Raw genomic sequence first — 22,951 nt, 5'->3', positions numbered from 1 at the left:
GCGGCTTCTCCTGCGGTGTCAGACCATCGCGTTCACGCCCGTGAGGGCGCGTCCGATGATGAGCTTCTGGATCTGGCTGGTGCCTTCGTAGAGCGTGAGAACGCGTGCGTCCCGCAGGTACCTGCCGAGCGGGTACTCGTCGATGTAGCCGTAGCCGCCGAGTACCTGGAGGCAGTTGTTGGTGACCCGGACGGCCGTTTCGCCCGCGTGGTACTTCGCCGTCGAGGCGTCCACCGCGTACTCCTTGGGACCGATGCCGGCGTCCGCCATCCGCGCGACCTGATGGGTCAGCAGGCGGGACGCCCGGACGTCGACCTCGGAGTCCGCGAGGAGTTCCTGCACGAGCTGGAAGCCCGCGATCGGCCGGCCGAACTGGGTCCGTTCCGTCGAGTAGCGCACGGCCGCGTCGACCGCGGCCTGGGCCACGCCCACGGCTCCGGCCGCCACCGAGACGCGGCCGCGCGTCAGCGCTCCCAGCGCGATGGCCAGGCCCTTGCCGACCTCGCCGAGGCGGGCCGAATCCGGGACGCGTACCGCGTCGAAGCCGATCTCGGCGGTCGCCTGGCCGCGCAGCCCGAGCTTGCCGTGGATCTCCGTGGCGGTGAAGCCGCGCGAAGCGGTCGGCACGAGGAAGGCGGTGACGCCGGTCTCGTCGGTCCGGGCGAAGGTCAGCGCGACCTCGGCCGCGGTGCCGTTGGTGATGAACGTCTTGCCGCCGCTGATCACCCAGTCGCCGCCGTCGCGTACCGCCCGGGTGGTGAGCGACGCCGCGTCGGATCCGGTCCCGGGCTCGGTCAGCGCGAAACAGCCGAGGGCCTCGCCGCGTACGAGCCGCGGCAGCCACTGCCCCTTCTGCTCGTCGGTGCCGTGCGCCGCGATGGTCTTGGTCACCAGCCCGAGGGACACCGAGACGATGCCGCGGACCGAGGAGTCGCCGCGTCCGAGTTCCTCGGTGACCAGGACGTACGAGAGCATGTCGGCTTCCACGCCGCCGTACTCCTCCGGGATCATCAGGCCCAGGAAGCCCAGTTCGCCGAGCCTCTTCACGATGTCCGGGTCGACCCGCTCGGCGCGGTCCCACTCGCGGGCGTGCGGGGCGACCTCGCGGTCGACGAACTGTGCGGCCATGGCCCTGATTTCGCGTTGGGTCGTGGTGAGGCCGAAGTCCCGTGAGCGCAAAGCTCCTCCTCCTTGGTGTGATGGCGGCAGCAACGGGCGTGGTCAGTACGCGCCGTCGTCGGGCGACGTGCCCGACTCCGCGAGCGGCAGCCCGAGTTGCGCCCGCTCGGCGACCCAGCGGGTCGGCCGGTAGCGCGGATCGCCGGTGGTGCGGTGCAAGCCCTCGTGCAGTGCGAGCATCCGCCGCGGACCGACGGTGTCGCCCCAGCCGAGCGGCCCCGCCGGGTAGCCGAGTCCGGCGATGACGGCGGCGTCGATGTCCCGCGGTGCGGCGATCGACCGCTCGGCGATCGAGGCGCCCACCGAGACGATCGACGCGAGCAGCCGTTGCGCGACCGAGCCCGCGGTGTCGCGTACGACCGAGACGGTCCGTGGCACGCCGCCCGGGTCGGCGCGGGCGAGGACGGCTCGGGCGTCACGGCCCGCGGCGCGGTCGGTCGCGGGGGTCACCGCCAGCACACGGCGGGATGCGGCCAGGGACAGCGGGTCGACGCCCAGCGTCCGCCGCGGGGGCAGGTCCGCGGCCGCCACCGCGGCCGCGACGGCGGTTCCCCAGGTGGGGACCAGCACCACCGCGTCGGCCGGCGGGACCGGGCCGCCGCGCGGAGCCGCACCCGTACCGGCGAGGGCGGCGCGCAACGCGTCGGCGTCCGGGCCGTCGCCGGCCACCCACACCGGGCGTTCGGCGTCGCCGTCGACGGGCGGCTCGGGCGGGACTTCGGCCTTTCCGTCGCCGTACGTGTAGAAGCCGCGCCCGGTCTTGCGTCCGAGCAGACCGGCCGCGACGCGGTTGGCCGCGACGACGGAGGGGCGCAGCCGGTCCGAGTGCGCGAACCCCCGCCAGATCGTGTCGGTGACCGCCGCGGTGATGTCCAACCCGGTGAGGTCCATGAGTTCGAACGGCCCCATGCGCAGCCCGAGAACGTCGCGGGCGATGCGGTCGATCCCCGCGGCGTCCGCCACCGACTCCTCCAGCAGGGCCAGCGCCTCCGTCGCGAGCCCGCGTCCCGCGTGGTTGACCAGGAAGCCGGGGGTGTCCGCCACCACCACGGCGGCATGCCCGCTGCGGCGGACGAACTCGGCGAGGATGTGCGGGATTTCCGGTCGGGTCCGGGCGCCGGGAACGACCTCGACGATCTTCATGAGCGGCACGGGGTTGAAGAAGTGCAGCCCGGCGAGCCGGGAGGGATCCGACAGGCCCGCGCCGATCACCGTGACCGTCAGCGAGGAGGTGTTGGTGGCGAAGACCGCCTCGGCGGGCAGCACCTCCTCCAGCGCACGGAACATCGCGGTCTTCGCGGCGAGGTCCTCGTGGATGGCCTCGACGACCAGGTCCACCGCCGGACCGGGAGCGGTCGGCGAGTCGAGGGGCACGAGCCGTCCCCGGACGTCCGCGGCGTCCTCGGAGGTCATCCGCCCGTTCCGGACCGCCCGCCGCAGTATGTCCTCGACGAAGGCGAGTGCCTCGGGCACGGATTCCGGGCGGGTGTCGCACAGTTCGACGGTGTGTCCGGCGGTCGCGGCCCACTGGGCGATGCCGCGGCCCATGACCCCGGCGCCGACGATCCTGATGTGCACGGTGCGTTCTCCCCCAGGGCTGCGGACGGATTGGTACGGCGTACCCAAGCTGTCAAAGCGGATTGATCACTGTCCAATACCTAATTAAGCTCACACTGAGACTCAATCAGAAACAATCCGAAGCGATCCGAACCATCTCGCCGGGCCCCGGTCCCGGGGACGGAGGACCCGTGGAACTGCGCCATCTGACCGCCTTCGTCGCCGTGGCGGAGGAACTGCACTTCGGCCGGGCGGCCAGGCGGCTCCAGATGGCGCAGCCGCCGCTCAGCCAGCAGATCCGGCAGCTGGAACGCGAACTCGGGGTCCAGCTGTTCGAGCGCAACACCCGCTCGGTCCGGCTCACCAGCGCCGGGCAGTCCTTCCTCGAACCGGCCCGGACGGTGCTGCTGGACGCCGACGCCGCGGCGCGCGCCGCGCGGGCGGCGGCACGGGGCGAGTACGGCCGAGTCACCGTCGGTTTCGCCGGCGCCTCCAGCCATGAGACGCTGCCGCGCCTGACCCGGGCCGTCCGGGCCGCGCACCCGGGCATCGAACTGGTGCTGACCGGCCAGACGTACGCCAACGTCGCACTGGCCAGGGTCGCCGAGGGGGCGCTCGACCTCGGCTTCGTACGGCTGCCGGTGACCCGGCCGGGCGTCCGGACCCGGGTGATCCACGACGAGGAGCTGATCTGCGCCCTGCCGTCGGACCACGAACTCGCCCGGTACGAGCGCATCCCCGTCGCGGCCCTGGCGAAGGAGCCGTTCGTCGGCTTCCCCGCCAACGCGGGGTCGTCGCTGCGTGACGCCACGGTCCGGGCGTGCGACGCGGCGGGCTTCACCCCGCAGGTGGTCCAGGAGGCGCCGGACTCGCACACGATCCTCGCTCTCGTGGCCGCGGGCGTCGGCATCACCTTCACGCTCACCTCGTGCCGCCACATCCAGCAGAACGGCCTGGTGTACCGGCCGTTCGACGGGGCGCCGATCCGGCTGCGGGCGGCGCTGGCGTGGCGTGCCGACAACCCGTCCGCGGCCTTGCGTTCGGTTCTCGCGGTTGCGGAACAGGTGCTGCCCACACCGGTGTTCACCGAGACCGAGGGGACCGGAGGCGGAGATGCCGCGTGGGACGGGGATTGAGACGGATCACGTCTGGGTGCGACGCGGATTCGGTATTGGACCCGCTCGGTGTACGGATGCGAGGGTCGGCAGGAACGTACCCCCCATTCGCACAACGGAGTTCACTGTGGGACTGACCGTCGACGGCATAGCCGGGATCACCGATCTCGTCGGCCGGGATCTCGGACACTCCGCCTGGAAGGAGGTCACCCAGGACCTGATCGACGCCTTCGCGCAGGTGTCCGGCGACCACCAGTGGATCCACACGGACGCGGTACGCGCGGCCGAGGGGCCGTTCGGGCGCACCATCGCGCACGGCCACATGGTGCTCAGCTGGGGTGTGCCGATGTGCGCCGAACTCCTCCGGGTCACCGGCGTCGGCATGGCACTGAACTACGGGATGGACAAGGTCCGTTACCCCGCGCCCGTGCCGGTCGGCAGCCGGGTGCGCCTGCATGCGGCGGTCACCGATGTGCAGGAGGTCGGCCGGGGCGGGGTCAGGATGCACCGCGCCTTCACCTTCGAACGCGAGGGGTCGGCGAAGCCCGTCTGCGTCGCGGAGTCGCTCACGCACTTCTACCCCTGAGGAGAGGACGGCCGCGCGTCGGTGACCGCCGCGGCGCGCGCCGTCCGGCGGTCCGGCTTGTTGTTCGCGGTGAGCGGCACCGCGTCGAGCAGGCGCAAGCTCTTCGGGATCTTGTAGCCGGCCAGGCCCGAGCGGCAGAAGTCGCGTATCTCGGCCAGCGAGACCGACTGGCCCTCGACCGGCACGACGGCGACTTCGACACGCTCGCCCCAGTGCGCGTCCGGCAGGCCGTACACGATGGCGTCGGCCACCCGGGGGTGGCGCAGGACGGCCTCTTCGACCTCGCGCGGGTAGACGTTCTCGCCGCCGCTCACGATCATCTCCTTCTTGCGACCGACGATGAACACCCGGCCGTCGTCGGTGCGTTGGGCGAGGTCGCCGATGTGCACGCCGTCGGCGCGGAATGTCTGCGCCGTCTCGTCCGGCATTCCGAGGTAGCCGTGTGCCTGCCAGGGGCAGGTCACCACGAGGTCGCCCACGACTCCGCCGGGGGCATCGAGGCCGTCCGGTCCGAGAACGCGGACGGTGGCGCCCGGCAGCGGCCGGCCGACGCCCGCGGCCCTGCCTGCCTGCAGGTCTTCGTGGTCGAGACCCATGACCGAGCCGAACTCCGTGGCGCCGAAGCCCGCGCGGATCCGGGCGTTGGGGAAGTCGCGCATCAGGTCGCGCACGAAGCCGTCCGTCGACGGCGCGGATCCGAAGCGGATCGCGGTGACGTTCTCGCGCCGGGTCTCGCGGAACCGGGGGTGCCGGCGCAGCGCCGTGAACATGGTCGGCGCGCCCATCAGGCGGCTTGCGCCCTCGTCGATCGCCGCGAGCGCCGCACCCGCATCGAACCGCCGCTGAATCCGGACCTCCCCGCCCGCGAACAGCGGGGCGAGCAGGTTCGTGCCCAGCGTGATGTGAAAGAACGGGGAGAAGAACAACTCGACGTCGGCGGGTGAGCGCGGATTTCCGTGCGCGCACGTGTTCAGCCACAACCACAGGCTCCGATGGGTGTGGTACGCCCGCCTTCGGCGTCCCGGTCGTGCCGCCGGTGGCGAAGACGATGGCGGGCGCGTCCTCCGCCGGGGCCGGCAGCGCGGTTCCGGTCGTCAGCCCCGCTCTGACCGGCAGCGCCGTTCCCGGCCGCGGGGCCGTCCCGTCCGGCTGGGCCCCGTCGACGCGTCCGCTGATCGGAGCCAGGCGGCGTACCAGGGGCACGCGGTCGGCGGCGGCCGCAAGTTCGACGACGCGCAGGCCCGTCGCGCGGGCCAGGGCGGTGTGTGCGGCATCCGCGACGACCACGCCCGGGCGCAGCGTGGCGAGGTACGCCCGCGCCTCCGCTGCCGTGAGTCGGGTGTTCAGCGGCGCTGCCACCATGCCGGCCGCCATCGTGCCGAGGATGACCGCGGTGTGCGGGATCGACGGCTCCATCGCGGTCACAATCCGGTCGCCCGCGCGCAGCCCGGCGTCGCGGAGTCCGTGGGCGACGGCGTCCGTCGCGGCGACCAGTTCCGCGTACGTCGCCTCGCCGCTCTCGTCGCGCAGCGCCCGCCGGTGTGCCCCGTGCGGCTGGGAGCCGATCGAGCGCAGCCAGTTCGGCAGTGTCAGTTCGTCACCCACGACTCGACTCCCCGAGGTCGCGGGCCCGTGCGCCGTGCACGTGGCCCTGTGGGCGGACACTACCGCCCGGTCAGCTTTTAAGGACACTCATCTTTGGCAGGCAGCCTGATGCTGATGCGGGGACTCGTGATGAGCACCACCTTGCTTGCTGCCTACCTTAATAGAGTGTACTCTTTTTATCGGGCGCCTCCTCCGATCGAAAGCCGCGGACATGTGCGACGCCCGAATATGCGTCTGCCGAGGCATTCGGCCGGGGGCGCATGAACGCACGACAGGGAGGAACTGGTGGAGTTCGCCTTCAGCACTGCGGACGCCGCGTTTCGGAACGACCTGGTCGACTTTCTGGATCGCGAATTGGCCGACGGTTGGAACCGTTCCGAGTTCGGTCTCGGCAGTGCGGTGTTCACCGAATTCTCGCGGGGATTCGTCCGCAGGCTGGCGGACCGGGGGTGGCTGACCCCGCACTGGCCGGAGGAGTACGGAGGCGGCGGCCAGGGCGCCTGGCAGCACTTCGTCCTCGGTGAGGAGATGTGGAAGCGGGGCGAACCCCGCGGGCCGCAGTACATGAACGTGAACTGGGTCGGCCCGGCCATCGTCAAATACGGCACGGAGGAGCAGAAGAAGACGCTCCTCCCCCCGATCACCCGGGGCGAGGTCTTCTGGTGCCAGGGGTTCTCCGAACCCGAGGCCGGCACCGACCTCGCGGCCCTGAAGACGCGTGCCGTCCGGGACAAGGACGGCTACGTCATCGACGGCCAGAAGATCTGGACCTCGTACGCCCACGAAGCCGACTACTGCTTCCTCCTCGCCCGCACCGGCTCGGCGGCCGACGGCCGCGACGGCATCTCGGTCTTTCTGCTCCCGCTCGACACGCCGGGCGTCGAGGTCAGGCGCATCGACGGGTTCGTCGGGAACGACTCGTTCAACGAGCTCTTCCTGACCGGGGTCCGGGTTCCCGAGGAATGCCGGCTCGGCGCGGAGAACAAGGGCTGGGACATCGTCCGGCGCACCCTCGCGTACGAGCGCGTCGGCGCGCCGCGCTACGCCCGCGCCGCACTGGTCCTCGACGGCCTCGCCGCGTGGTGCCGGGAGGCCGGTCTGTTCGCCGACCCGGGGATCCGCGAGCAGTTCGGCGACGCCCGTGCGCTCTGCGAGGCGGCCCGCGTACTGGTCTACCGGGTCATCGACGAGCGGGCCAAGGCGAAGGAGCCGTCCCCGAAGGCGTACCAGGCCCGCGCCGCGATGGTGCAGGCCGAGCGGGCCGTCGGAGACCTCGCGCTCGACGTCATGGGCGCCGAGGCCCTGGTCGAGAAATCGCCGGGCGACGCGCAGTTCCGCAATTCGCTGGGCGCCGGAATCGCCGCGGGCAGCTACGAGGTCCAGCTCAATCTGATCTCCCGCCTGATCCTCCAACTCCCGAAGGAATAGCCGTGGATTTCGAACGATCGGACACCCAGCGCGCGCTGCGGGACGCACTGGGCGCCCTGCTCGCCCGGCATGCCGGAACGGCGCGCTCCCGGGAACTCGCGGTTGGCGGCGAATACGACCACGCCCTCGAATCCGCACTGCGCGACGGGGGATTCCTGGACCTGTTCGGCGACCCCGGCGCCGGCCCGCTGGAGGCCGTCCTGGCGATCGAGCAGATCAGCGCCGAACTGGGCGCGATCACCGCGGTTCCGCACCTGCTGGTGCTGCCCGCACTCGGCCTGCCGCCGCTCGAGGGGCCGGTGGTCCTGGCCGCCCGCGCCGCGGCCGGGCCCATGCGGTACGGCGCGTACGCCGACCGCATCCTCATCGCCGGGGCCGACGGCCACGTCGTGGCGGGGGTTCTGGCCGCGGACGACGCGACCCCGCTGCCGTCGGCGTTCGGCTACCCGCTGGCCCGGGTCGCGGTGCGCGGAAGCCTGCGCCATGCGCACAAGCTTGCGCCTGGTTCGTCCGGGATCATGGTGAACTGGTGGCGCCTCGGCGTCTCCGCCGAGGCGCTCGGGATGATGCAGAAGGCGCTGGACCTCACCGTGCAGTACGTGAAGGACCGCAAGGTGTTCAAGCGTCCGCTCGGTTCCTTCCAGGCCCTACAGCACCGCCTGGCCGAGCTCAGCGTGCTGGTGGAGGGCTCGCGCTGGCTCACCTATGAGGCCGCGTACCACGGCGCCGCCGAGGAGGCCGCGGCCGTCGCGAGCGCGCAGACGATGGCCGCCCTGCACCGGCTGACGCGTGAGACGCATCAGATCATGGGGGCCATCGGGCTGACCCGCGAGCACGACCTGCACCTGTGGACCCTGCGCATGCAGGCCCTGCGCGCCGAACTCGGAGGCCTGCGCGAGCACCGCCGCGCCGTGGCGGAATCACGATGGGGAGCAGCGGCAGTATGAGCAATCCGGTTGCCTTCACCGCGGAGCAGGAGGCACTGGCCGACTCCGTCCGCCGCTACTGCGCTGCCAAGTGCACCGAAGCCGTGCAGCGTGCGGACGCCGGCGCGTTCCCGCGTCCGTTCTGGCAGGGATTGGCGGAACTCGGGGTGCTGTCCCTGGCGGTGCCCGGCGAAGGCGGGGGAGCCGGCGAGGTAGCCGCCGCCGCGATGGAACTGGGACGCGCCTTCGCCCCCGGCCCGGTGGCGGGCACCTACTTCGCGACGCACACGCTGCCCGACGAGCAGGCCCAAGACGTCGCCTCCGGCGCGAGCCTGGTGTCCTTCGGCCGTCCGCCGCTCATGCCGTGGGCGCCGATCGCCGGCGTGTTCGTCGAGTCGGACGGTGACCGGGCCTGGCTGGCGCGCGCCGACGGTCCGGTGGTGCCGGTGGAGACGCTGGGCAACGAGCCGTGGGGACGCGTCGCGCTGGAGCGGGTCGCCCCGCTCGACCGGGTGCGGCAGGGGGCCGACCTCGCCAACCTGGCGCTGGCCGGATACCTGTGGGGTGCGGGCCGGCGCCTGCACGACACCGCGGTGACGCACGCGCGGACCCGGGTCCAGTTCGGCCGCGCCATCGGCGACTTCCAGGCGGTCGCCCATCCGATCGTGGACACCGGCCTCGGGCTGGCGGCCGCGGACAAGCTCGTCAAGGTCGCCGCGCAGGCGATCGACGCCGGGCACCGGGAGGGCTCCGCCCTCGCCGCCGCGGCCAGGCTGTCGGCGTCACGGGCCGCGATGGAGGCGGCGTTCGTGTCCCACCAGACACACGGGGCGATCGGCTACTCGGTCGAGGGGCCGGTCGGCCACATCGCGCAGCGCATCAGGCAACTGTCCCTGCTGCCGTCGCAAGAGAAGGCCATCGGCGCACAGGTGTTGGGGATGTACGCGGAGCGCTCGGAGCACGCGGAGCACGCGGAGCAGTCGACGCAGTCGAAGCAGTCGGAGAGGGGCCGGAAGTGACGCAGGATCAGAAGCCTTCGGGGGAGGCCGGGGCGCCCGAGGTGCTCTTCGAGAAGCGCGACCACATCGCGTACATCACGCTCAACCGCCCGCACAAGGGGAACTCCCTGACCGGCACGATGATGCCGCAGGTGCGGGCGGTGTGGAGCGAGGTCCGGGACGACCCGTGGATCCGCGCCGCCATCGTCACCGGAGCCGGCGACCGGCACTTCTGCACGGGGGCCGACGTGAACGTCGTCGCCGGACGCGGCGGGATGAGCACGGGCACCGGCCCCCTCACCGACGAGGTGTTCTGGTCGCCGCGGCAGAACCGGGTGTGGAAGCCGGTCATCTGCGCGGTCAACGGCCTCGCGGCGGGCGCCGGGCTGCACTTCGTGGTCGACGCCGACATCGTCGTCGCCTCCGAGCGGGCGGCCTTCATGGACAGCCACGTCAACGTCGGGCTGGTGGGTGCCATGGAGAACATCGGCCTGGCCAAGCGCCTGCCGCTGGGGTCCGCGCTGCGGATGACGCTGATGGGCAAGGACTACCGCATGCCCGCGGAGCGCGCCTACCAGCTGGGGCTGGCCGACGAACTCGTCGCCCACGAAAGCCTCATGGACACGGCCGAGGAAATCGCCCGCAGCATCGCCAAGAACTCCCCGGCCGCGGTGTCGCTTTCGCAGCAGGCGGTCTGGGGTTCGCTCGAAATGGGCTACGCCCAGGCCTGCGAGTACGGATGGGCCCTCCTGCGCATGCACTGGGCGCACCCCGACTCCAAGGAAGGGCCGAGGGCGTTCAGCGAGGGCCGCGAGCCCAAGTGGACCACCGGCGAGGACGACTGACGTGGACTTCGGATTCACCCCCGAGGAGGAGGAGTTCCGCGCCCAGGTGCTGGAATTCCTCGCGGACTTCCGGGACTTGGACGGATACTTCCACCGCCGCGAGAAGACGGGGGAGGGCGTACGCGGGCTCTACCGGGCCCTCGGCGACCGCGGCTGGCTGTCGCTCTCCTGGCCGGAGGAGTTCGGCGGCGCGGGGCTGTCGCCCGCCTACGAGTTCATCCTGTGGGACGAAATGGCGTACGCGCGCGTCGCCCGTCCCCCGATGGGCCCCGGCCTGATGGCCAAGGCGCTGATGGCACACGGAACCGCCGAGCAGCGCGACCGCTTCCTGCCGCGACTGCGAGAGGGCCGCCTCAACTTCGCCCTCGGCTACTCGGAGCCCGACGCGGGATCGGACCTGGCCGCGGTCCGCACCCGTGCGCAGCGCGTGTCCCAGGACGAGTACCAGGTCGACGGCGCGAAGTGCTGGACCTCCAACGCCCATTGGGCAGACTGCATCTGGCTGCTCTGCCGGACCGGCGCGGCCGACAGCAGGTCGCGCGGGCTCAGCGTGCTGATCGTCCCCCTCGACCACCCAGGGGTCACGGTGTCCCCGATCCCGACGCACGACGGCGGCCGCCTGAACGAGGTCCGCTTCGATGATGTGCGCGTCCCGGTCGCGGACCGCGTCGGCGCGGAGAACGAGGGCTGGCAGGTCGTCGGGTCGGCCCTCGCCGTCGAGCGGCACGTGCAGTTCCCGCCCAAACGGCTCCGGCGCGACCTCCAGGACCTGGTCCGCTGGGTCGAGGACGCGGGCCTCGGCCAGGACCCGGCGGTCCGCGGACGCCTGGCCGAGCTGGCGGTGCGGGTGGCGGAGGTCGAAGCACTGGCCCTGGCGCTGCTGGGCGAGATCATCGCCGGTGAGCCGTCCGCGGTCCCGGCCGCGTACCACAAGCTCGCCGGAACCACCGTTGCCCAGGAAATCGCCCGTGCGGCCATGGAGTTCGGCTCGCCGGAGGCGCTCGTCAAGGGCACCGACATCGAGTTCATGTGGCGGCAGGCGATCCTGGAGACCATCGGCGGCGGCACCTCCGAAACCATGCGCGGACTCGTCGCCCGCCAGGCTTTCGACCTCGGCGCCCGCACCTGACGCGCCACGCTTCGCCCGGTCGAGTGGGGCCGACGTTCCCGTGGCGCGAGCCGGCGCGTCAGTTGAGCGAGCCCTCCATGCCGCTGTAGATCTCGGTGGCCTCGCAGAAGGCGAAGCCGTGCGCCTCCGCGTACGCCATGGCCTCGTCGACTTTGGTCAGGTCCGTGGCCAGGTCGTGGCCCCAGCCGTCGGCGTGTGCGGGGGCCAGGAGTTCGTCGCGGTGCGTGCGCAGATTGGCGCGCGCCGCGGCGACCGCGTGCGGAGGGACCAGGCCGCCTACCGAGTAGTTCCCGGTGATGGTGGGCTCCGCCGCCCAGTCGCGGCTCGGGAACACCTCGGCCAGCGCGTCGTACAGCGGAGTCGGCAGGCCGAAGCCGACGTCGTCGACGCCCGCGGTGGCACACACCCGGGTCGGCCAGGTGTAGCCCCGCGACATCCAGCCGGGGTGGAAAATGGCCGCGAACTCGACGACGCTGAAGGGGACTTCGCTGTCGATGAGGACGCCGGGCGGGTGTTCGCGCCCGGTGTCGGGATCGCGTACGGTCGGCGCGCCGGAGCGCAGTGCGGCGCCGGCCGCCCGCAGGATCCGCATGCGCCACGACATGTGCTCGCGCAGCGCCCCCGCCTCGGGGATGACGCCTTCCGTCGAAGGGGTGGCGTGCGCGGCGAGCCCGGGGTGCAGGCGGTCGAGCATCTCGCGGGCGAGCGCCGGGACTTCCTCCGGCGTGGCGGCCAGATAGCGCCCGATGTCGTGGACGACCTGCGCAGGATCGTCCCCGGTGACGAAGAACGGGCGGCCCCACACGTGCAGCCTGGTGTCGAACGCGTCCACGCCCAGCCCCTTGGCGGCGTCGATCGCCCCGACCGCCCACTGCTTGGCCTCGAACCGCGTCCGGCGGACGGCCACCGCCCGGTCGAGGAGGTCGTCGAGGCCGTCGTCGTCGCCGACCCCGGCGATGTACGGCAGTAGGCGGTCCTGGACGAGGGCCAGGTCAACGGGGTGGAAGCTTGTGTCGAAACCCATGCGTGCCGACGATACCCGGTCGGGGGCCGCCGGTCGGAGCCGGTTCGGCAGGGCGGCTCACACCGCCGCGCCGATCGTCCGACTGCCGCCCCGGCACCGCGCGTTGCGGCGCCGCCGTCACTTGAGGAGCGACCGGGCGGCGTCGACGGCTTCGCGCTGATGGGGCTGGAGGTCCTGGCCGGCGAAGCCGGAGACGATCGGGAGGAACGGGTCGTCCAGCGTGCGGACTCCGGCCATCGCCTCGATCACCGCGAGGCCGCAGAAGGGGACGTACGACGGGTTGTAGCCGCCCTCGTGCGACATCACGACCCGGCCGCCGCACAGGTCGGCCGCGGTGTCGAGCAGGCGTTCGGTGAGTGCCCGGTAGCCCTCGGAGGTGACCATCTGGCGGGCCATCGGGTCCATCGCACTGGCGTCGAACCCCGAGGCGACCAGCACGAGTTGCGGCTCGAAGGCACGGAGCGCGGGGACGACCACGGTGTCCATCGCGTACAGGTAGGCCCCGTCGCCGGAACCGGCCGGGAGCGGGACGTTGACGGCGGAGCCCAGCCCCGCCCCCTCGCCGCGCTCGTCGCGGTACCCGCTGCGCGGCGGGAAAACGTCGTCCTGGTGCAGCGAGATCGTCAGGACGTCCGGGTCGGCGTAGAACGCCTTCTGGGTGCCGTTGCCGTGGTGCACGTCCCAGTCGAGGACGGCGACGCGCTCGATGCCGCGCGCCGCCATGGCGTGCCGGACCGCGACGGCGACGTTGCCGAAGATGCAGAAGCCCATGCCGGTCTGCGGTTCGGCGTGGTGGCCCGGCGGCCGCACCAGGGCGTACGCGTTGTCCACGACACCGTCCAGCACCGCGTCGACCGCCACGATGGCGCCGCCCGCGGCGAGCGCCGCGATCTCGTACGCGCCCTGGCCGAACGGGCTGAGGCCGTCGCCCGCGTCGCCGCCCTTGGGCAGCAGGCTCTCGGCCCGCACCCGGTCGAGGTGCGCGCGGTCGTGCACGCGCAGGATCTCCTCCTCGGTGGCCGCGCGCGGTGCCAGCCGCACCAGTTGGTCGGCGAGCCCCGAGACCACCAGGAGTTCGTGCAGGCGGCGCTTGGTCTCCGCGTTCTCGACGTGGACCAGCGGCTGGAGCCCGGCGGCGGGGTTCGAGGGGAACAATCCCGCGTGGGTTCCGGTGTCATGCCAGCCGAAGATCTCGTGGTAGACGTATCCGGTGGTCATTGCGGCCTCCTCGGCGCATCGCGGTCCGGCGTTGGGGATGCAAGCCTCGGGCGCGCGGGGTGGGCGGCGGGTCCGTGAGTTCACGGACAAGTTCGCGCGTCAGGCCACCGAGGGGTGCCCCGGCGGGACGCGGTGCGGGTGAACGAGGCGCGATCGCCCAGGTCCCCGGACCCGGGACGCGGGCGCACCAGGCCGTTGCGCGCCGCGACGGCGGCCAACTCGCTGCGCGAGCGGCAGTCGAGCTTGCCGAGCAGGCGTTCCACGTACGTCTCCACCGTGCGGCGCCCGATGGTGAGCCGGTCCGCGATCACCGGGTTGGCGTGCCCGGCGGCGATGGCGGTGAGCACGTCGACCTCGCGCATGGTGAGGCCGCTCTCGTTGGGATACGCGCGCGTGAGCAGCACCGCCCCGGCGTACGACGACCGCCCGGCGGCGAGCAGGACCGCCTGGAGCCAGCGCCGGCCGACGGGCCACAGGAACTCCAGGCGCGGTTCGCGCAGCGCCGCGAAGCGGACGGCCAGCGAGCGGAGCCCGGCGTCCTGCGCGGTCGGCCCTTCCGGCCGCGCGCGCAGCGGCAGCACGCGGCCGTCGGGAGTGACCCGGTTCCCCGTCCAGTCGGGACCGTACGCCGCGTCCACCTGCGGACTCAGGCACGGGTCGACATGCGGTACGAGGAACGCCGCAACCTCCGCCACAAAGGCCCGCGCCGCCTCCCCGAACGCCGCCGGGCGTCCGGCGCTCATCTGGATGAACCCGGCGGGCCGCCCCGCCTCGTCGCGCAGGCAGGCACCGAGCCCGTCGTCGTAGCCGGCCGGTGCGAGCCAGTCGCGATAGTGCGGCGAGCCCCGGAAGCCGAGGCCCTCGTCGTCCATCAGCAGCGGCAGGTCCGAATTGCGCAGCAGCCGCCCCCACACGGTTCCCGGCATGCCGGTCAGGTCGGCCGAGACGCCGCTCGGGTAGCCCTGCTCGGCGACCACCGCATAGCGCGACGCGACCGGGTCCCATCCCGTGACCTGCACGGCGCTCAGCTCCGGCAGGGCGAGTGCGAGCGCGTCGAACGCCTGTCTCCAGTCGGCACCGCCGGGCCGGTTGAGGGCAAGGCCCACCCCGACCGCCGCGGCGACCGTACGTCTTTCCATGTCCGCCTCCTCGTGCCCGCCCGGCGCCGACCCGGCCGCCGATGGAGGTACATCGTTTGACCGCAAACAATGCGCCGTCAAGCTCCCCGCCCCACCGAGCCCTACGAAGCACCGCCGAGTGGCCTAAGATGATCGGCCAGACGGCAAGCGCAGCCGACGCCCCGATCAGCGGGAAACAGGCCAGATCCGTCATCGACCTCACCAGGGTCCGGCGTTGGCGGCGGTGGTCAACCGGCCTGGTGGGTAGTGGTGTTCGGGGTGGGGGCTGCCCGCGGGGGTGATCGGGCCATCCGGATACTTGGGCCATGAACATCTACGACACGATCGGCACTTCGTACGTCCACACCCGGCAGCCGGATCCGCGGATTGCCGCGCAGATCCACGCGGCGCTGGGGGACGCGTCCGACGTGATCAACATCGGGGCCGGCAGCGGCTCGTACGAACCGCCTCAGACGGTCCTCGCAGTCGAGCCCAGCGAGGTCATGATCGCGCAGCGGCCGCCCGGTGCCGCGCCCGCCGTGCGCGCGGTGGCCGAACGCCTGCCGGTGCGCGACGGCGCCGCCGATGCCGTCATGGCCCTGCTGACCATCCACCACTGGACCGATCCGGAGGCCGGGATCGCCGAGCTGCGCCGGATCGCCAGGCGCCGCATCGTGGTCCTGACGTGGGACCAGCAGGTGTTCCGCGAACGGTTCTGGCTGGTGCGGGACTACCTCCCGCAGGCCGCCGAGTTCGACGACGAGCGGGCCATGCCGATCGACGTCGTGGCCGAACTGCTGGGCGGGGCATGGCAGGAGCCCGTGCCCATCCCGCACGACTGCACCGACGGCTTCGGTGCCGCGTTCTGGCGGCGGCCGCAGGCGTACCTGGACCCCCGGGTACGCGCCGGCATCTCGATGCTCGCGCAGACCGGCGACGCCGCCCTGGCGCCCGGCCTGGCCGCGCTCGAGGACGACCTGAACACCGGTCGCTGGCAGGACCGTTACGCCGATCTATTGGCACTGGACAGCATCGACGTCGGCTACCGCCTCCTCGTCGCCGAACTCTGACCGCCGCGGTCGCGGCCACGACCCGTTTGGGCCAGGCCGGCGTGCGCCGTCCGGCCGCAACCCGTACCCTCCGGCGCCCGGTTCTCCGACCGGGAAGAACAACGATCCTGGGCCCGTCCGTCCGGCGCGCCAACCAACCGTGTCGGCTGGCGACCTCGATCATGATTTGTGACTCTGAAGAGACGGCGCCATCCGGACGCCGTTCGATCGTGAGGAGATCTCATGCTCACCAAGCTGCACCCGACAACGGAGGCCGTGGCCTCGTCGGTCGAGCAGACGGCGCTGACCGCGCTGCTCGCGGAGGACGAGGCGCCCATCAGCGACGCGCCCATGCCGTGCCCGGCGTCGGCGTACTTCCTTCTGCTTCTCCTCTCCCCGAAGCAGCCCAAGGAAAAGGGCCGGTAGGTCCCCTGGTCCGACTTCACCCGCCCTGACAGGAGGCTCCACAAGCCATGCCAGTCACCGCAGACGCGCTGCGCGACGAATACGCCGACGCAGTTGAGCGGATGGCGGGTCGCGCCCTCGACGCCCTTGCGGGCGGCGGGGGTGCGGTCGTGTTCCCGGATCCGCCCTCCACCGCCGAACTTGCCGCCGTACGGGTGCTCGGCCCCGATGTCTTCGCCCCCGCCCTGATGGATTCCCGGCCGCCCGATCCGGAGACGGCGACGGTGGTGGCGAGTGCCTTCCGGGTCTTCCCGCCCGCCGACGGCCCCGGAGCCCACGCGTCGCCGGCGGTCTGGCGGGACTGGGCCGCCGGACGCCTCGCCGTCCAGGCCGGTGCCGTGATCCCGGCCGTCGCGGCGCCGGAACGGCCGCCCCAGGGCGGCGGCTGGCAAGCGTGGTCGCTTGCGATGGCGCAGTTGTCCGCGCTGGCGCTGCCCGGCCTCGAAGGCCCGGTCCACGACGCCGCGCGGCGCGACCCGCTCTCGTTGTCCCGGGGCGCGGTCCGTGCGCTGTTGCGGCGCGACCACCGCACTGCCGTACGCCTCACGCGCTGGCTGGCCTGGTCGGAGCGCGCCGGGGTGACGCTGCCGGTGGAGGTGCCGCCGATGCTGGTACGCCTGCGGCAGATCGGGGACGGAAGCGCCCGTTCCGCGCTGGAGATGGCGTTGGCCGACCGACTGTCCGCGGAATCGGCCCGACACACCGAAAAGCCGCCGCCGACGGAAGAGCCGCCGTCGAACGCAGACGAGCCGTCGACCGGCGACACGCAGGCCACCGGAGAACCGCGATGACCGACGCCGCGACCGACACCGAACTGCTCGCCACCGCGCAGCGGTGGTCCTCACGCGCGCTGCACTGGCTGCACACCCGGTACCGCACCGGGCAGGGCGACCTTCCGCCGGACGCCACCGTGGACTTCGCCGATCCGGACAGCGCGTACAAGCCCCTGGGTGAGGCCGCGCTCGCAGCGTCCCTCGTGCTGCGCGACGGCGTCGCCGGGGCACGCGACCTCGAGGCGGCACGCGACCTGATGGACCTGTGCTGGCGGCAACTGCACGGCGGCGACCTGCTGTACGAAAGGCAGCTGCGGCACATGCTGCTCACCGATCCGGTGGAGACGTACGCCCACTTCGCCCGCGTCGGATACCGGCATCAGCCGCTGGAAGACCTGCTTGACTCGTTCACCCGCCTGCGCGCGCCCAACGCCGTCGAGTTGCTGCCGAACCGCAGGCTGGCGGTGGCCAACGCGCGGCGCGTGATCGGCCTCGGGGACCGGCCGGACTGGACCTCGCTCTCGGCGGCCACGTGGCTCGGCGCCCTGCCGGAGCCGTGGGCGGTCGATTGGAGCACCGGGTACAGCATCACCCACACGGTGTTCCACCTCACCGACTGGGGTGCCCGGCCCGAGGGCCTGCCCGCCGCCGTACGCGACTACTTGCGGGACTGGCTGCCGGTGTGGGTGGACATCTGGCTGGAGGTCGGCCAGTGGGACCTGGTCGGCGAACTCCTCATCGTGGACGCGTGTGTCGGCGCCCCCGTGTGCGATTCCGCCACCTGGGACCGGCTCGCCGCCGTCCAACACCCGGACGGCCTCACACCGCGCGACACCGATCCGGTCGAGGACGACCCCGCGGAGGCGTTCCGGGACCACGAACACACCGCAGTCGTCGCGGTGATCGCCGGCACCGCCACTTTGTCGCGCGTGCTGGACGCGTCATCCGCGACCCGATGACCCACCGCGAACCGCCGCGCCACGATGCCCCGCCGGTCGACCGCGACCAGGCGACCGGTACGGCGGCCACGATCGGCACGGCGGACATTCTCGCCGATCTCGTCCAAGCGTCCCCCGGCGCAACGGCCGTGACGTTGGCGGCCATCCACGACGGACGCTCCGAAGTGCTGTGTCATGGTCGTGAGTTCGCAGGCGGTGCGCCGGCGACACCCGCCACGGCGTACGAGGTCGGCTCGGTGACCAAGACCTTCACCGCGTTGCTGCTCGCGGACTCGGTGGCGCGAGGGGAGGTGCGCCTCAGCGACCCCGTCGACGCGTACCTCCCGGCCGGATGCCGCCCGAGGGTCGCCGCCGGAGGTCCGATGACGCTGTTGCACCTGGCCACTCACACGTCGGGACTGCCCAGGCTGCCGCCGGGGCTGGCCGTGCGTGCCCTGCCGAACTGGTCGGACAATCCGTACGCCGCATTCTCCGACGACCAGTTCCGCGCCGCCCTCCCGCGCACCCGGGTCACCAACAGGCCCGGCAGCAGGGTCCGTTACTCGAACTACGGGGTGGCGCTGCTGGGTCGCCTGCTGGCCGGGGCGGCGGGACGGACCTACCCGGAACTGCTGGCGGAACGTGTCTGCCGTCCGCTCGGCCTCACCGCGACCGGATGCGCTCCCGATCCCGTGGCGCAGGCTGTCGGGCACCGGCGCGGACGGCCGCTGCCGCCGTGGCGGATCCCGGGACTGCCCGCGGCGGGCGCGCTCCGCTCGACCGGGGACGACATGTTGCGGTACCTGGCCGCCCACCTGACGCCGACGAGCACGCCGCAGGCCGGCGCGCTATCGACAGGCGCGCTACCGACCGGCGCGCCGCCGATGGCGGACGCGCTGCGCGAGGTGCGGAAACCACGCTTGAGCCGGGCCCGTTCGGGCGACGAACTGTGCCTGGTCTGGAACTCGCGCCAAGTAGGGGGCCAGAGCGTGGTGTTCCACGCCGGTGCCACGCGCGGGTTCGTCGCTTTCCTCGGGTTCGCCCCGCAAAGCGGCACCGCACTTGCGGCCATGACCAACACCGGTCCGACGCTGACGGGCGCGTTCGTGCAGACCGCGTACTCCGCCCTGCGCGGACTCATGGCCACGCCCTGAGTGTTGCGGAACGCGGCGCCGTCACGGATGTGCGGCGGGTGCCGATCCTGCTGTCGGGCGGCCATGGGATGGTTGCACCCATGGGGATCTTGGCGCCGGGGCGGCGCGGACATGTCGCCGCGGCCACCGGCCTTCTCGGCGCCGCGCTTCTGCTGACCGGCTGTGGTGAGCAGCGGGGCACGGACGCGGCGGTCAGCGCGCCGAGCGCCGCCGCCCGGAGCACCGCCCCGAACGCAACCGGCCCGGACGCAACCGGCCCGAGCACCACTGCTCCGAGCACGGCACGGAGCGTTGCGCCGAGTGCCGCCGCGAACGAGAGCGAGAGCGCGGGTGCGACCGAGACCGCCGCCTCCCCGCTGGGGCCGCCCGCGTACGTCGAGCCGGGGATCGTCGACGGAGCCCCGCACAACGGCGCCAACAACGACTACCGCCGACCGGGCGAGATGTCGGCCGCCGATGAGGCCGCTGCGCAGCGTGAGGCAGCGCGTATCGAGCCGGTGCTCAGGCAGTTGTGGACAGCGCGTACCTGGGATCCCCGGACCGTACGCGAGGCGCTGCTCCGCCTTGGGTACGAGGAGGAGCGGACCGGCCCCATGGGTGAGCCGCTCGGCGGCACGCTTTCCGTGCAGCCGATGGCGCCCCGCCACGAGGTGGACCACTACGTGACCCCCGAGGGAGCCAGGATCGCGCTTCGCGTCGGTGGAGACGCGTGTGTCACGGCCTGGGTGCAGCAGGCGAACTTCACGGTGAAGGTCAACGGCGGGTTCGCGGAGACCGGTTGTTTCGAGCCCGCCGTCGGCCACTGAGCCGCGTACCTGCCGTTGATGCGCCCGGGGCCTATGGATACTGCGGCGACGCGGTCATGTAGGTCACCTGGAAACCGGAGTTCGCCGGGGCGCCGGACGCCGTGAAGCAGGCGACGGTCAGGGTGACGTCGTTCTTGGCGGCGTAGTCGTTGCGGATCACGGACGAGCAGTAGCCGCCGCCGGTCGCGGTGACGTGCGTGTAGCTGGAGAGGTAGCCGACGTCGAAGCGGACGGTGTACCGGCCGGTCCCGGTCCGTGTGACGGACGCGTTGCCCGGCCGGGACATCCACGGTGCGGTGACCGTGGGCGCGGCGGCGGCCGGGGAGTCGGCGACGACGAGGCCGACGCCGTGCGGTACGCGCCGGTCGTCGAGCAGGCTCTGGCCGCCGGTGTGGCTCAGCGCGAAGCCGGTGTCGGCCGGGGCGCCCGCGTACGTCGTGCACGCGATCGACGCGGTGCCGCCGCCCAGGCCGGTGACCGCGCAGTGCCGTGCCGCGTTACCGACCGGAGTCACCTGCGCCGTCGACGTGCCGGGCGGAACAGCCATGGTGTAGCTGCCCGTTCCGGTCCGGGTCACGGCCCCGGTGTTCTGCCGGGACGCCGGTGCGGGCTCCTGGCGGCCGGCCGCCGCGTCGGACGCGTGGACGTACCCGCGCGAAACCCCGAGCGTGTTCGGACCGTTCTGGGTGCCGCCGAGGAACATCCCGGTGAACGGTACGTCCGCCGGCGCGCCGAAGCGGTCGAAGCACGCCACCTCGACGGCCTCGTCGACCCCTTGCTGCCACCATGACACGGTCTGGCAGGACGCTCCGGTGTCGGAGAAGACGTTGACGGCGGCGTGGGCGACGCCGCCGGGCGCACCCGTATCCGGCAGGGTGATGACGTGCCTGCCTGTCGCGACGTGCGTGACCTGCGCCTTCCGGCCCGATTGCGCGCCGAGCCGCCAGGAACCGTACGTCCAGTTGCTCTCCGCGTTGCCCGGATGCTGGGGGGAGGGGCCAAGGTCTCGTGTGGTCCCGACGGGGTCGTCCGGGTAGCGGAGCTGCCAGAAGCCCCAGGTCGCGCGAATGGTGAGCGGGGGAGGAGGCGGGGGATCGACCACAGGGTTGCCGCTGCCGCCGCTGCCGCCGGTTCCGTTGCCGCCGCCGTTCCCGTCTCCGTTGCCCTGGCTGCCGGTGCCGCCGTCGCCACCAACACCACTGGATCCCCGGCCGGTTGGGGAGGTCGCCGGGTTCTCGGTCCGGAGGGTGCCGTCGGGGTTCGTCGCGGCGGGCGTGCCCGTTTCGGTCCCCGAAGGCCCAGGGGGGGATCCGCCCCCGGGCGGAGGCAGGGCGCCCGGCGGTCCCGACTGCGTCGGAGCACTCCCGGTCGGCGCCGGGCTTTCGGTTCCGGGGGGAGAACTTCCCTCGCCCGTACCGCCGTCGGGGGGCGCCGAGACTCCTGCCTCCGGACGGCCGGACCCGCTCGCCGCCTGCGACGCGTCGCCGGGCGCGACCGCCGCCAAGGTCACCGCGGCAGCCGTCCCCAACGCCACCAACGCGCCGCCGACGCGCACCGCCAAGGGGTTCTCGGCCGCGACGCGGGTCGTCGCGTTCACCGCGGAATTGACCCCGGGTACGCGCAAGGCCTGCCGCAGCATCGCGTCGCTCGTCGTCCGCGCGGCGGACGCGACCGGGCGCGCCACGCTCTGCGACGCCGTCCGGACCACCCGGCCGACCGCGGCGAACGGTCCGGCGCCGGTCGAGCCCGCGCCGCCCAACACCGTCCCGACGTCGGCGACGGCGCCCTCGACGGCCGCCCCGGCCGCCGGGGGAGGAGGGAGCGTACGTGCCGGGGCGGCGGGGCCGCGACCCGTCCACCAGGCCAGGACTGTCCGGCGGCGTTCGTCGTCGTCCGCGTTCTGCTGGGCGGCGACGAGAGCGATGCCCGGTCCGAGGGCCCACTGCTTCTCGCACACGGCGTCGCGCATCACGGTCGAGCAGTGTGAGCACACCGGCGCGTGCTTCTTGAGCGCCGCGTACTCCTTGCGAGTCGGCACCAACCTGGGCCCGGTGCGGTCGTCGGCGAACAGGGAGTGCAACGGACCCTGCGGCTCCGTGAGTTCGCGGTAGCCGGGGCACGAGCGCATCGCCCGCGCGGCGGCCAGGAGCCCGATCTGCTCGAAGACCTTTGACATCCCGCGGCTCAGCTCGGTGTGCACCTTCTTGTCCGGCCAGTCCAGGTACGCCGCCAGTTCGGCACCCTTGAACTCGCGCATCTCGGCGAGGCTCCGGTCCAAGTAGGCGCTGACGACGGTGCGTTGGGCACGGGACAGGGAGGCCGCCGCGTCGAAGAGCGCGTCGAACGCCTGCTGTTTGCCGTACACCAGGCCCGGCTCCGCGGGTCCGGCGGCGACGCCCACGGTGCGCGCGGGAGAGTCCTCGGAAGCGGGGTCGCCGTCCTCGAACTCCGCGTCGGTGCGCCGCTTCTTCGCCTTGAACTGCTCGATCAGGACGTAGCGGGCGATGCCCCACAACCATTGGTCGACGCCGTCCCTGATGTCGGCGTTCCTGGCGATGCCGTCGAGTGCGCGGACGAAGACCTCGCTCACGCAGTCGTCGGCGTCGACGCCGGACGGCAGCTTTGCCCGGAACCAGCGCCGCAGCCCCTCATGGTGCTTCTCGTAGAGCGCGATGCGGGCCGCCTCGTCCCCGGCGCGCAGGCGCTGCCACTGGTCGTCCGAGGACACGTCGGAGGTTGCTTCCGCGGTCAGGTCCGCGGATACGTCCGCGGCTGTTCCCGCGCCCGTGCCGACGGTCTCGTCCGACGCGTCGGCCGTCGTGTCCGCGGCCAAGTCCGGGGCGAGCCGCGCGTGTTCGGACGCCATCCCGCCGGGGCGGTCGTCCGGGTGGGGTTGTGTCATCACACCCTCCTCGAAGGCGACGTGGTGAGTCACCGGAGACGTGGTGCGAGGGAGCCCGTTCTCTCCAACTCGGGTGGAGCAATTATCCGAGACCGCCGACCGGTTGGCAGGCCGATCCGAAACGCGGGCGTCGGCA

The 22,951-nt window shown here is 72.6% G+C and carries 20 protein-coding genes and 1 pseudogene; 13 read left to right on the top strand and 8 right to left on the bottom strand.

All coding sequences use genetic code 11. The features are described 5' to 3' along the window. Positions 1 to 18: 18 nt before the first annotated feature. Both AB0C36_RS08160 and AB0C36_RS08155 read right to left on the bottom strand, forming a co-directional pair. On the bottom strand, positions 19 to 1,179 hold the full coding sequence (locus AB0C36_RS08160) for an acyl-CoA dehydrogenase family protein (RefSeq protein ID WP_358350993.1): 1,161 nt from the start codon (positions 1,177 to 1,179) through the stop codon (positions 19 to 21). Between the two features lie 42 nt (positions 1,180 to 1,221). After that, on the bottom strand, positions 1,222 to 2,757 hold the full coding sequence (locus tag AB0C36_RS08155) for a 3-hydroxyacyl-CoA dehydrogenase (RefSeq protein WP_358350991.1): 1,536 nt from the start codon (positions 2,755 to 2,757) through the stop codon (positions 1,222 to 1,224). Between the two features lie 170 nt (positions 2,758 to 2,927). Between AB0C36_RS08155 and AB0C36_RS08150 the strand changes: the two genes are divergently transcribed. Then, on the top strand, positions 2,928 to 3,872 hold the full coding sequence (locus tag AB0C36_RS08150) for a LysR family transcriptional regulator (RefSeq protein WP_358350990.1): 945 nt from the start codon (positions 2,928 to 2,930) through the stop codon (positions 3,870 to 3,872). A gap of 106 nt (positions 3,873 to 3,978) precedes the next feature. After that, a complete protein-coding gene (locus AB0C36_RS08145; RefSeq protein WP_358350987.1) occupies positions 3,979 to 4,437 on the top strand; it encodes a MaoC family dehydratase in 459 nt (152 codons plus the stop codon). On the opposite strand, the gene AB0C36_RS08140 is transcribed toward AB0C36_RS08145, so the two are convergent. After that, on the bottom strand, positions 4,428 to 5,417 hold the full coding sequence (locus AB0C36_RS08140; protein WP_358350985.1) for a class I adenylate-forming enzyme family protein: 990 nt from the start codon (positions 5,415 to 5,417) through the stop codon (positions 4,428 to 4,430). The genes AB0C36_RS08145 and AB0C36_RS08140 overlap by 10 nt on opposite strands. A 91-nt stretch (positions 5,418 to 5,508) precedes the next feature. Then, positions 5,509 to 6,042, bottom strand: a pseudogene (locus AB0C36_RS08135) (AMP-binding protein); the annotation flags it as partial. Positions 6,043 to 6,327: 285 nt separating this feature from the next. On the opposite strand from AB0C36_RS08135, the gene AB0C36_RS08130 reads away from it, so the two are divergent. From AB0C36_RS08130 to AB0C36_RS08110, 5 genes are read left to right on the top strand one after another with little or no spacing between them, the layout of a single operon-like run. After that, positions 6,328 to 7,470 (top strand): acyl-CoA dehydrogenase family protein, encoded by a 1,143-nt coding sequence (locus AB0C36_RS08130; RefSeq protein WP_358350982.1) that lies wholly within the window; start codon positions 6,328 to 6,330, stop codon positions 7,468 to 7,470. Between the two features lie 2 nt (positions 7,471 to 7,472). Further along, a complete protein-coding gene (locus tag AB0C36_RS08125) occupies positions 7,473 to 8,417 on the top strand; it encodes an acyl-CoA dehydrogenase family protein (RefSeq protein WP_358350979.1) in 945 nt (314 codons plus the stop codon). Then, positions 8,414 to 9,415, top strand: coding sequence for an acyl-CoA dehydrogenase family protein (locus AB0C36_RS08120; RefSeq protein WP_358350978.1), 1,002 nt, complete (start codon positions 8,414 to 8,416; stop codon positions 9,413 to 9,415). Before AB0C36_RS08125 ends, AB0C36_RS08120 begins: the two co-directional genes overlap by 4 nt. Next, complete coding sequence (locus AB0C36_RS08115) at positions 9,412 to 10,239, top strand: enoyl-CoA hydratase/isomerase family protein (protein WP_358350975.1); 828 nt, start codon at positions 9,412 to 9,414, stop codon at positions 10,237 to 10,239. The genes AB0C36_RS08120 and AB0C36_RS08115 overlap by 4 nt, the downstream gene beginning before the upstream one ends. Position 10,240: 1 nt before the next feature. Continuing rightward, entirely contained in the window at positions 10,241 to 11,368 is a 1,128-nt protein-coding gene (locus AB0C36_RS08110) for an acyl-CoA dehydrogenase family protein (protein ID WP_358350972.1), read from the top strand. Between the two features lie 58 nt (positions 11,369 to 11,426). Here the strand turns inward: AB0C36_RS08110 and AB0C36_RS08105 are convergent, their stop codons facing one another. The 3 genes from AB0C36_RS08105 to AB0C36_RS08095 all read right to left on the bottom strand — a co-directional run bounded on the left by AB0C36_RS08105 (position 11,427) and on the right by AB0C36_RS08095 (position 14,749). Further along, a complete protein-coding gene (locus tag AB0C36_RS08105) occupies positions 11,427 to 12,392 on the bottom strand; it encodes a hypothetical protein (RefSeq protein ID WP_358350969.1) in 966 nt (321 codons plus the stop codon). A 117-nt stretch (positions 12,393 to 12,509) separates the two neighbouring features. After that, complete coding sequence (locus AB0C36_RS08100; RefSeq protein WP_358350966.1) at positions 12,510 to 13,610, bottom strand: class II histone deacetylase; 1,101 nt, start codon at positions 13,608 to 13,610, stop codon at positions 12,510 to 12,512. Positions 13,611 to 13,690: 80 nt separating this feature from the next. Continuing rightward, on the bottom strand, positions 13,691 to 14,749 hold the full coding sequence (locus AB0C36_RS08095) for a helix-turn-helix transcriptional regulator (RefSeq protein WP_358350964.1): 1,059 nt from the start codon (positions 14,747 to 14,749) through the stop codon (positions 13,691 to 13,693). A 305-nt stretch (positions 14,750 to 15,054) separates the two neighbouring features. On the opposite strand from AB0C36_RS08095, the gene AB0C36_RS08090 reads away from it, so the two are divergent. From AB0C36_RS08090 to AB0C36_RS08065, 6 genes are all read left to right on the top strand, one after another. Continuing rightward, on the top strand, positions 15,055 to 15,798 hold the full coding sequence (locus tag AB0C36_RS08090) for a class I SAM-dependent methyltransferase (protein WP_358350961.1): 744 nt from the start codon (positions 15,055 to 15,057) through the stop codon (positions 15,796 to 15,798). A 222-nt stretch (positions 15,799 to 16,020) separates the two neighbouring features. Beyond that, positions 16,021 to 16,203 carry a hypothetical protein gene (locus AB0C36_RS08085; RefSeq protein ID WP_358350958.1) on the top strand — a complete coding sequence of 61 codons (183 nt, stop codon included), beginning with the start codon at positions 16,021 to 16,023 and terminating at the stop codon, positions 16,201 to 16,203. Between the two features lie 47 nt (positions 16,204 to 16,250). Further along, positions 16,251 to 17,033: a hypothetical protein gene (locus AB0C36_RS08080; protein WP_358350955.1), complete on the top strand. Its 783-nt coding sequence runs from the start codon at positions 16,251 to 16,253 to the stop codon at positions 17,031 to 17,033. Next, a complete protein-coding gene (locus AB0C36_RS08075; protein WP_358350952.1) occupies positions 17,030 to 17,974 on the top strand; it encodes a DUF6895 family protein in 945 nt (314 codons plus the stop codon). Before AB0C36_RS08080 ends, AB0C36_RS08075 begins: the two co-directional genes overlap by 4 nt. Beyond that, positions 17,971 to 19,107: a serine hydrolase domain-containing protein gene (locus AB0C36_RS08070; RefSeq protein WP_358350949.1), complete on the top strand. Its 1,137-nt coding sequence runs from the start codon at positions 17,971 to 17,973 to the stop codon at positions 19,105 to 19,107. The genes AB0C36_RS08075 and AB0C36_RS08070 overlap by 4 nt, the downstream gene beginning before the upstream one ends. 80 nt (positions 19,108 to 19,187) lie before the next feature. Then, positions 19,188 to 19,913 (top strand): hypothetical protein, encoded by a 726-nt coding sequence (locus tag AB0C36_RS08065; protein ID WP_358350946.1) that lies wholly within the window; start codon positions 19,188 to 19,190, stop codon positions 19,911 to 19,913. A 31-nt stretch (positions 19,914 to 19,944) separates the two neighbouring features. Here AB0C36_RS08065 and AB0C36_RS08060 read toward each other — a convergent pair whose 3' ends face one another. Beyond that, positions 19,945 to 22,815, bottom strand: coding sequence for an RNA polymerase sigma factor (locus AB0C36_RS08060; RefSeq protein WP_358350943.1), 2,871 nt, complete (start codon positions 22,813 to 22,815; stop codon positions 19,945 to 19,947). Between the last annotated feature and the right edge of the window lie 136 nt (positions 22,816 to 22,951).

This window comes from Streptodolium elevatio, assembly GCF_040649515.1.
Classification (GTDB): Bacteria; Actinomycetota; Actinomycetes; order Streptomycetales; family Streptomycetaceae; genus Yinghuangia; species Yinghuangia elevatio.
This window is presented reverse-complemented; position numbering and strand designations above follow the sequence as displayed.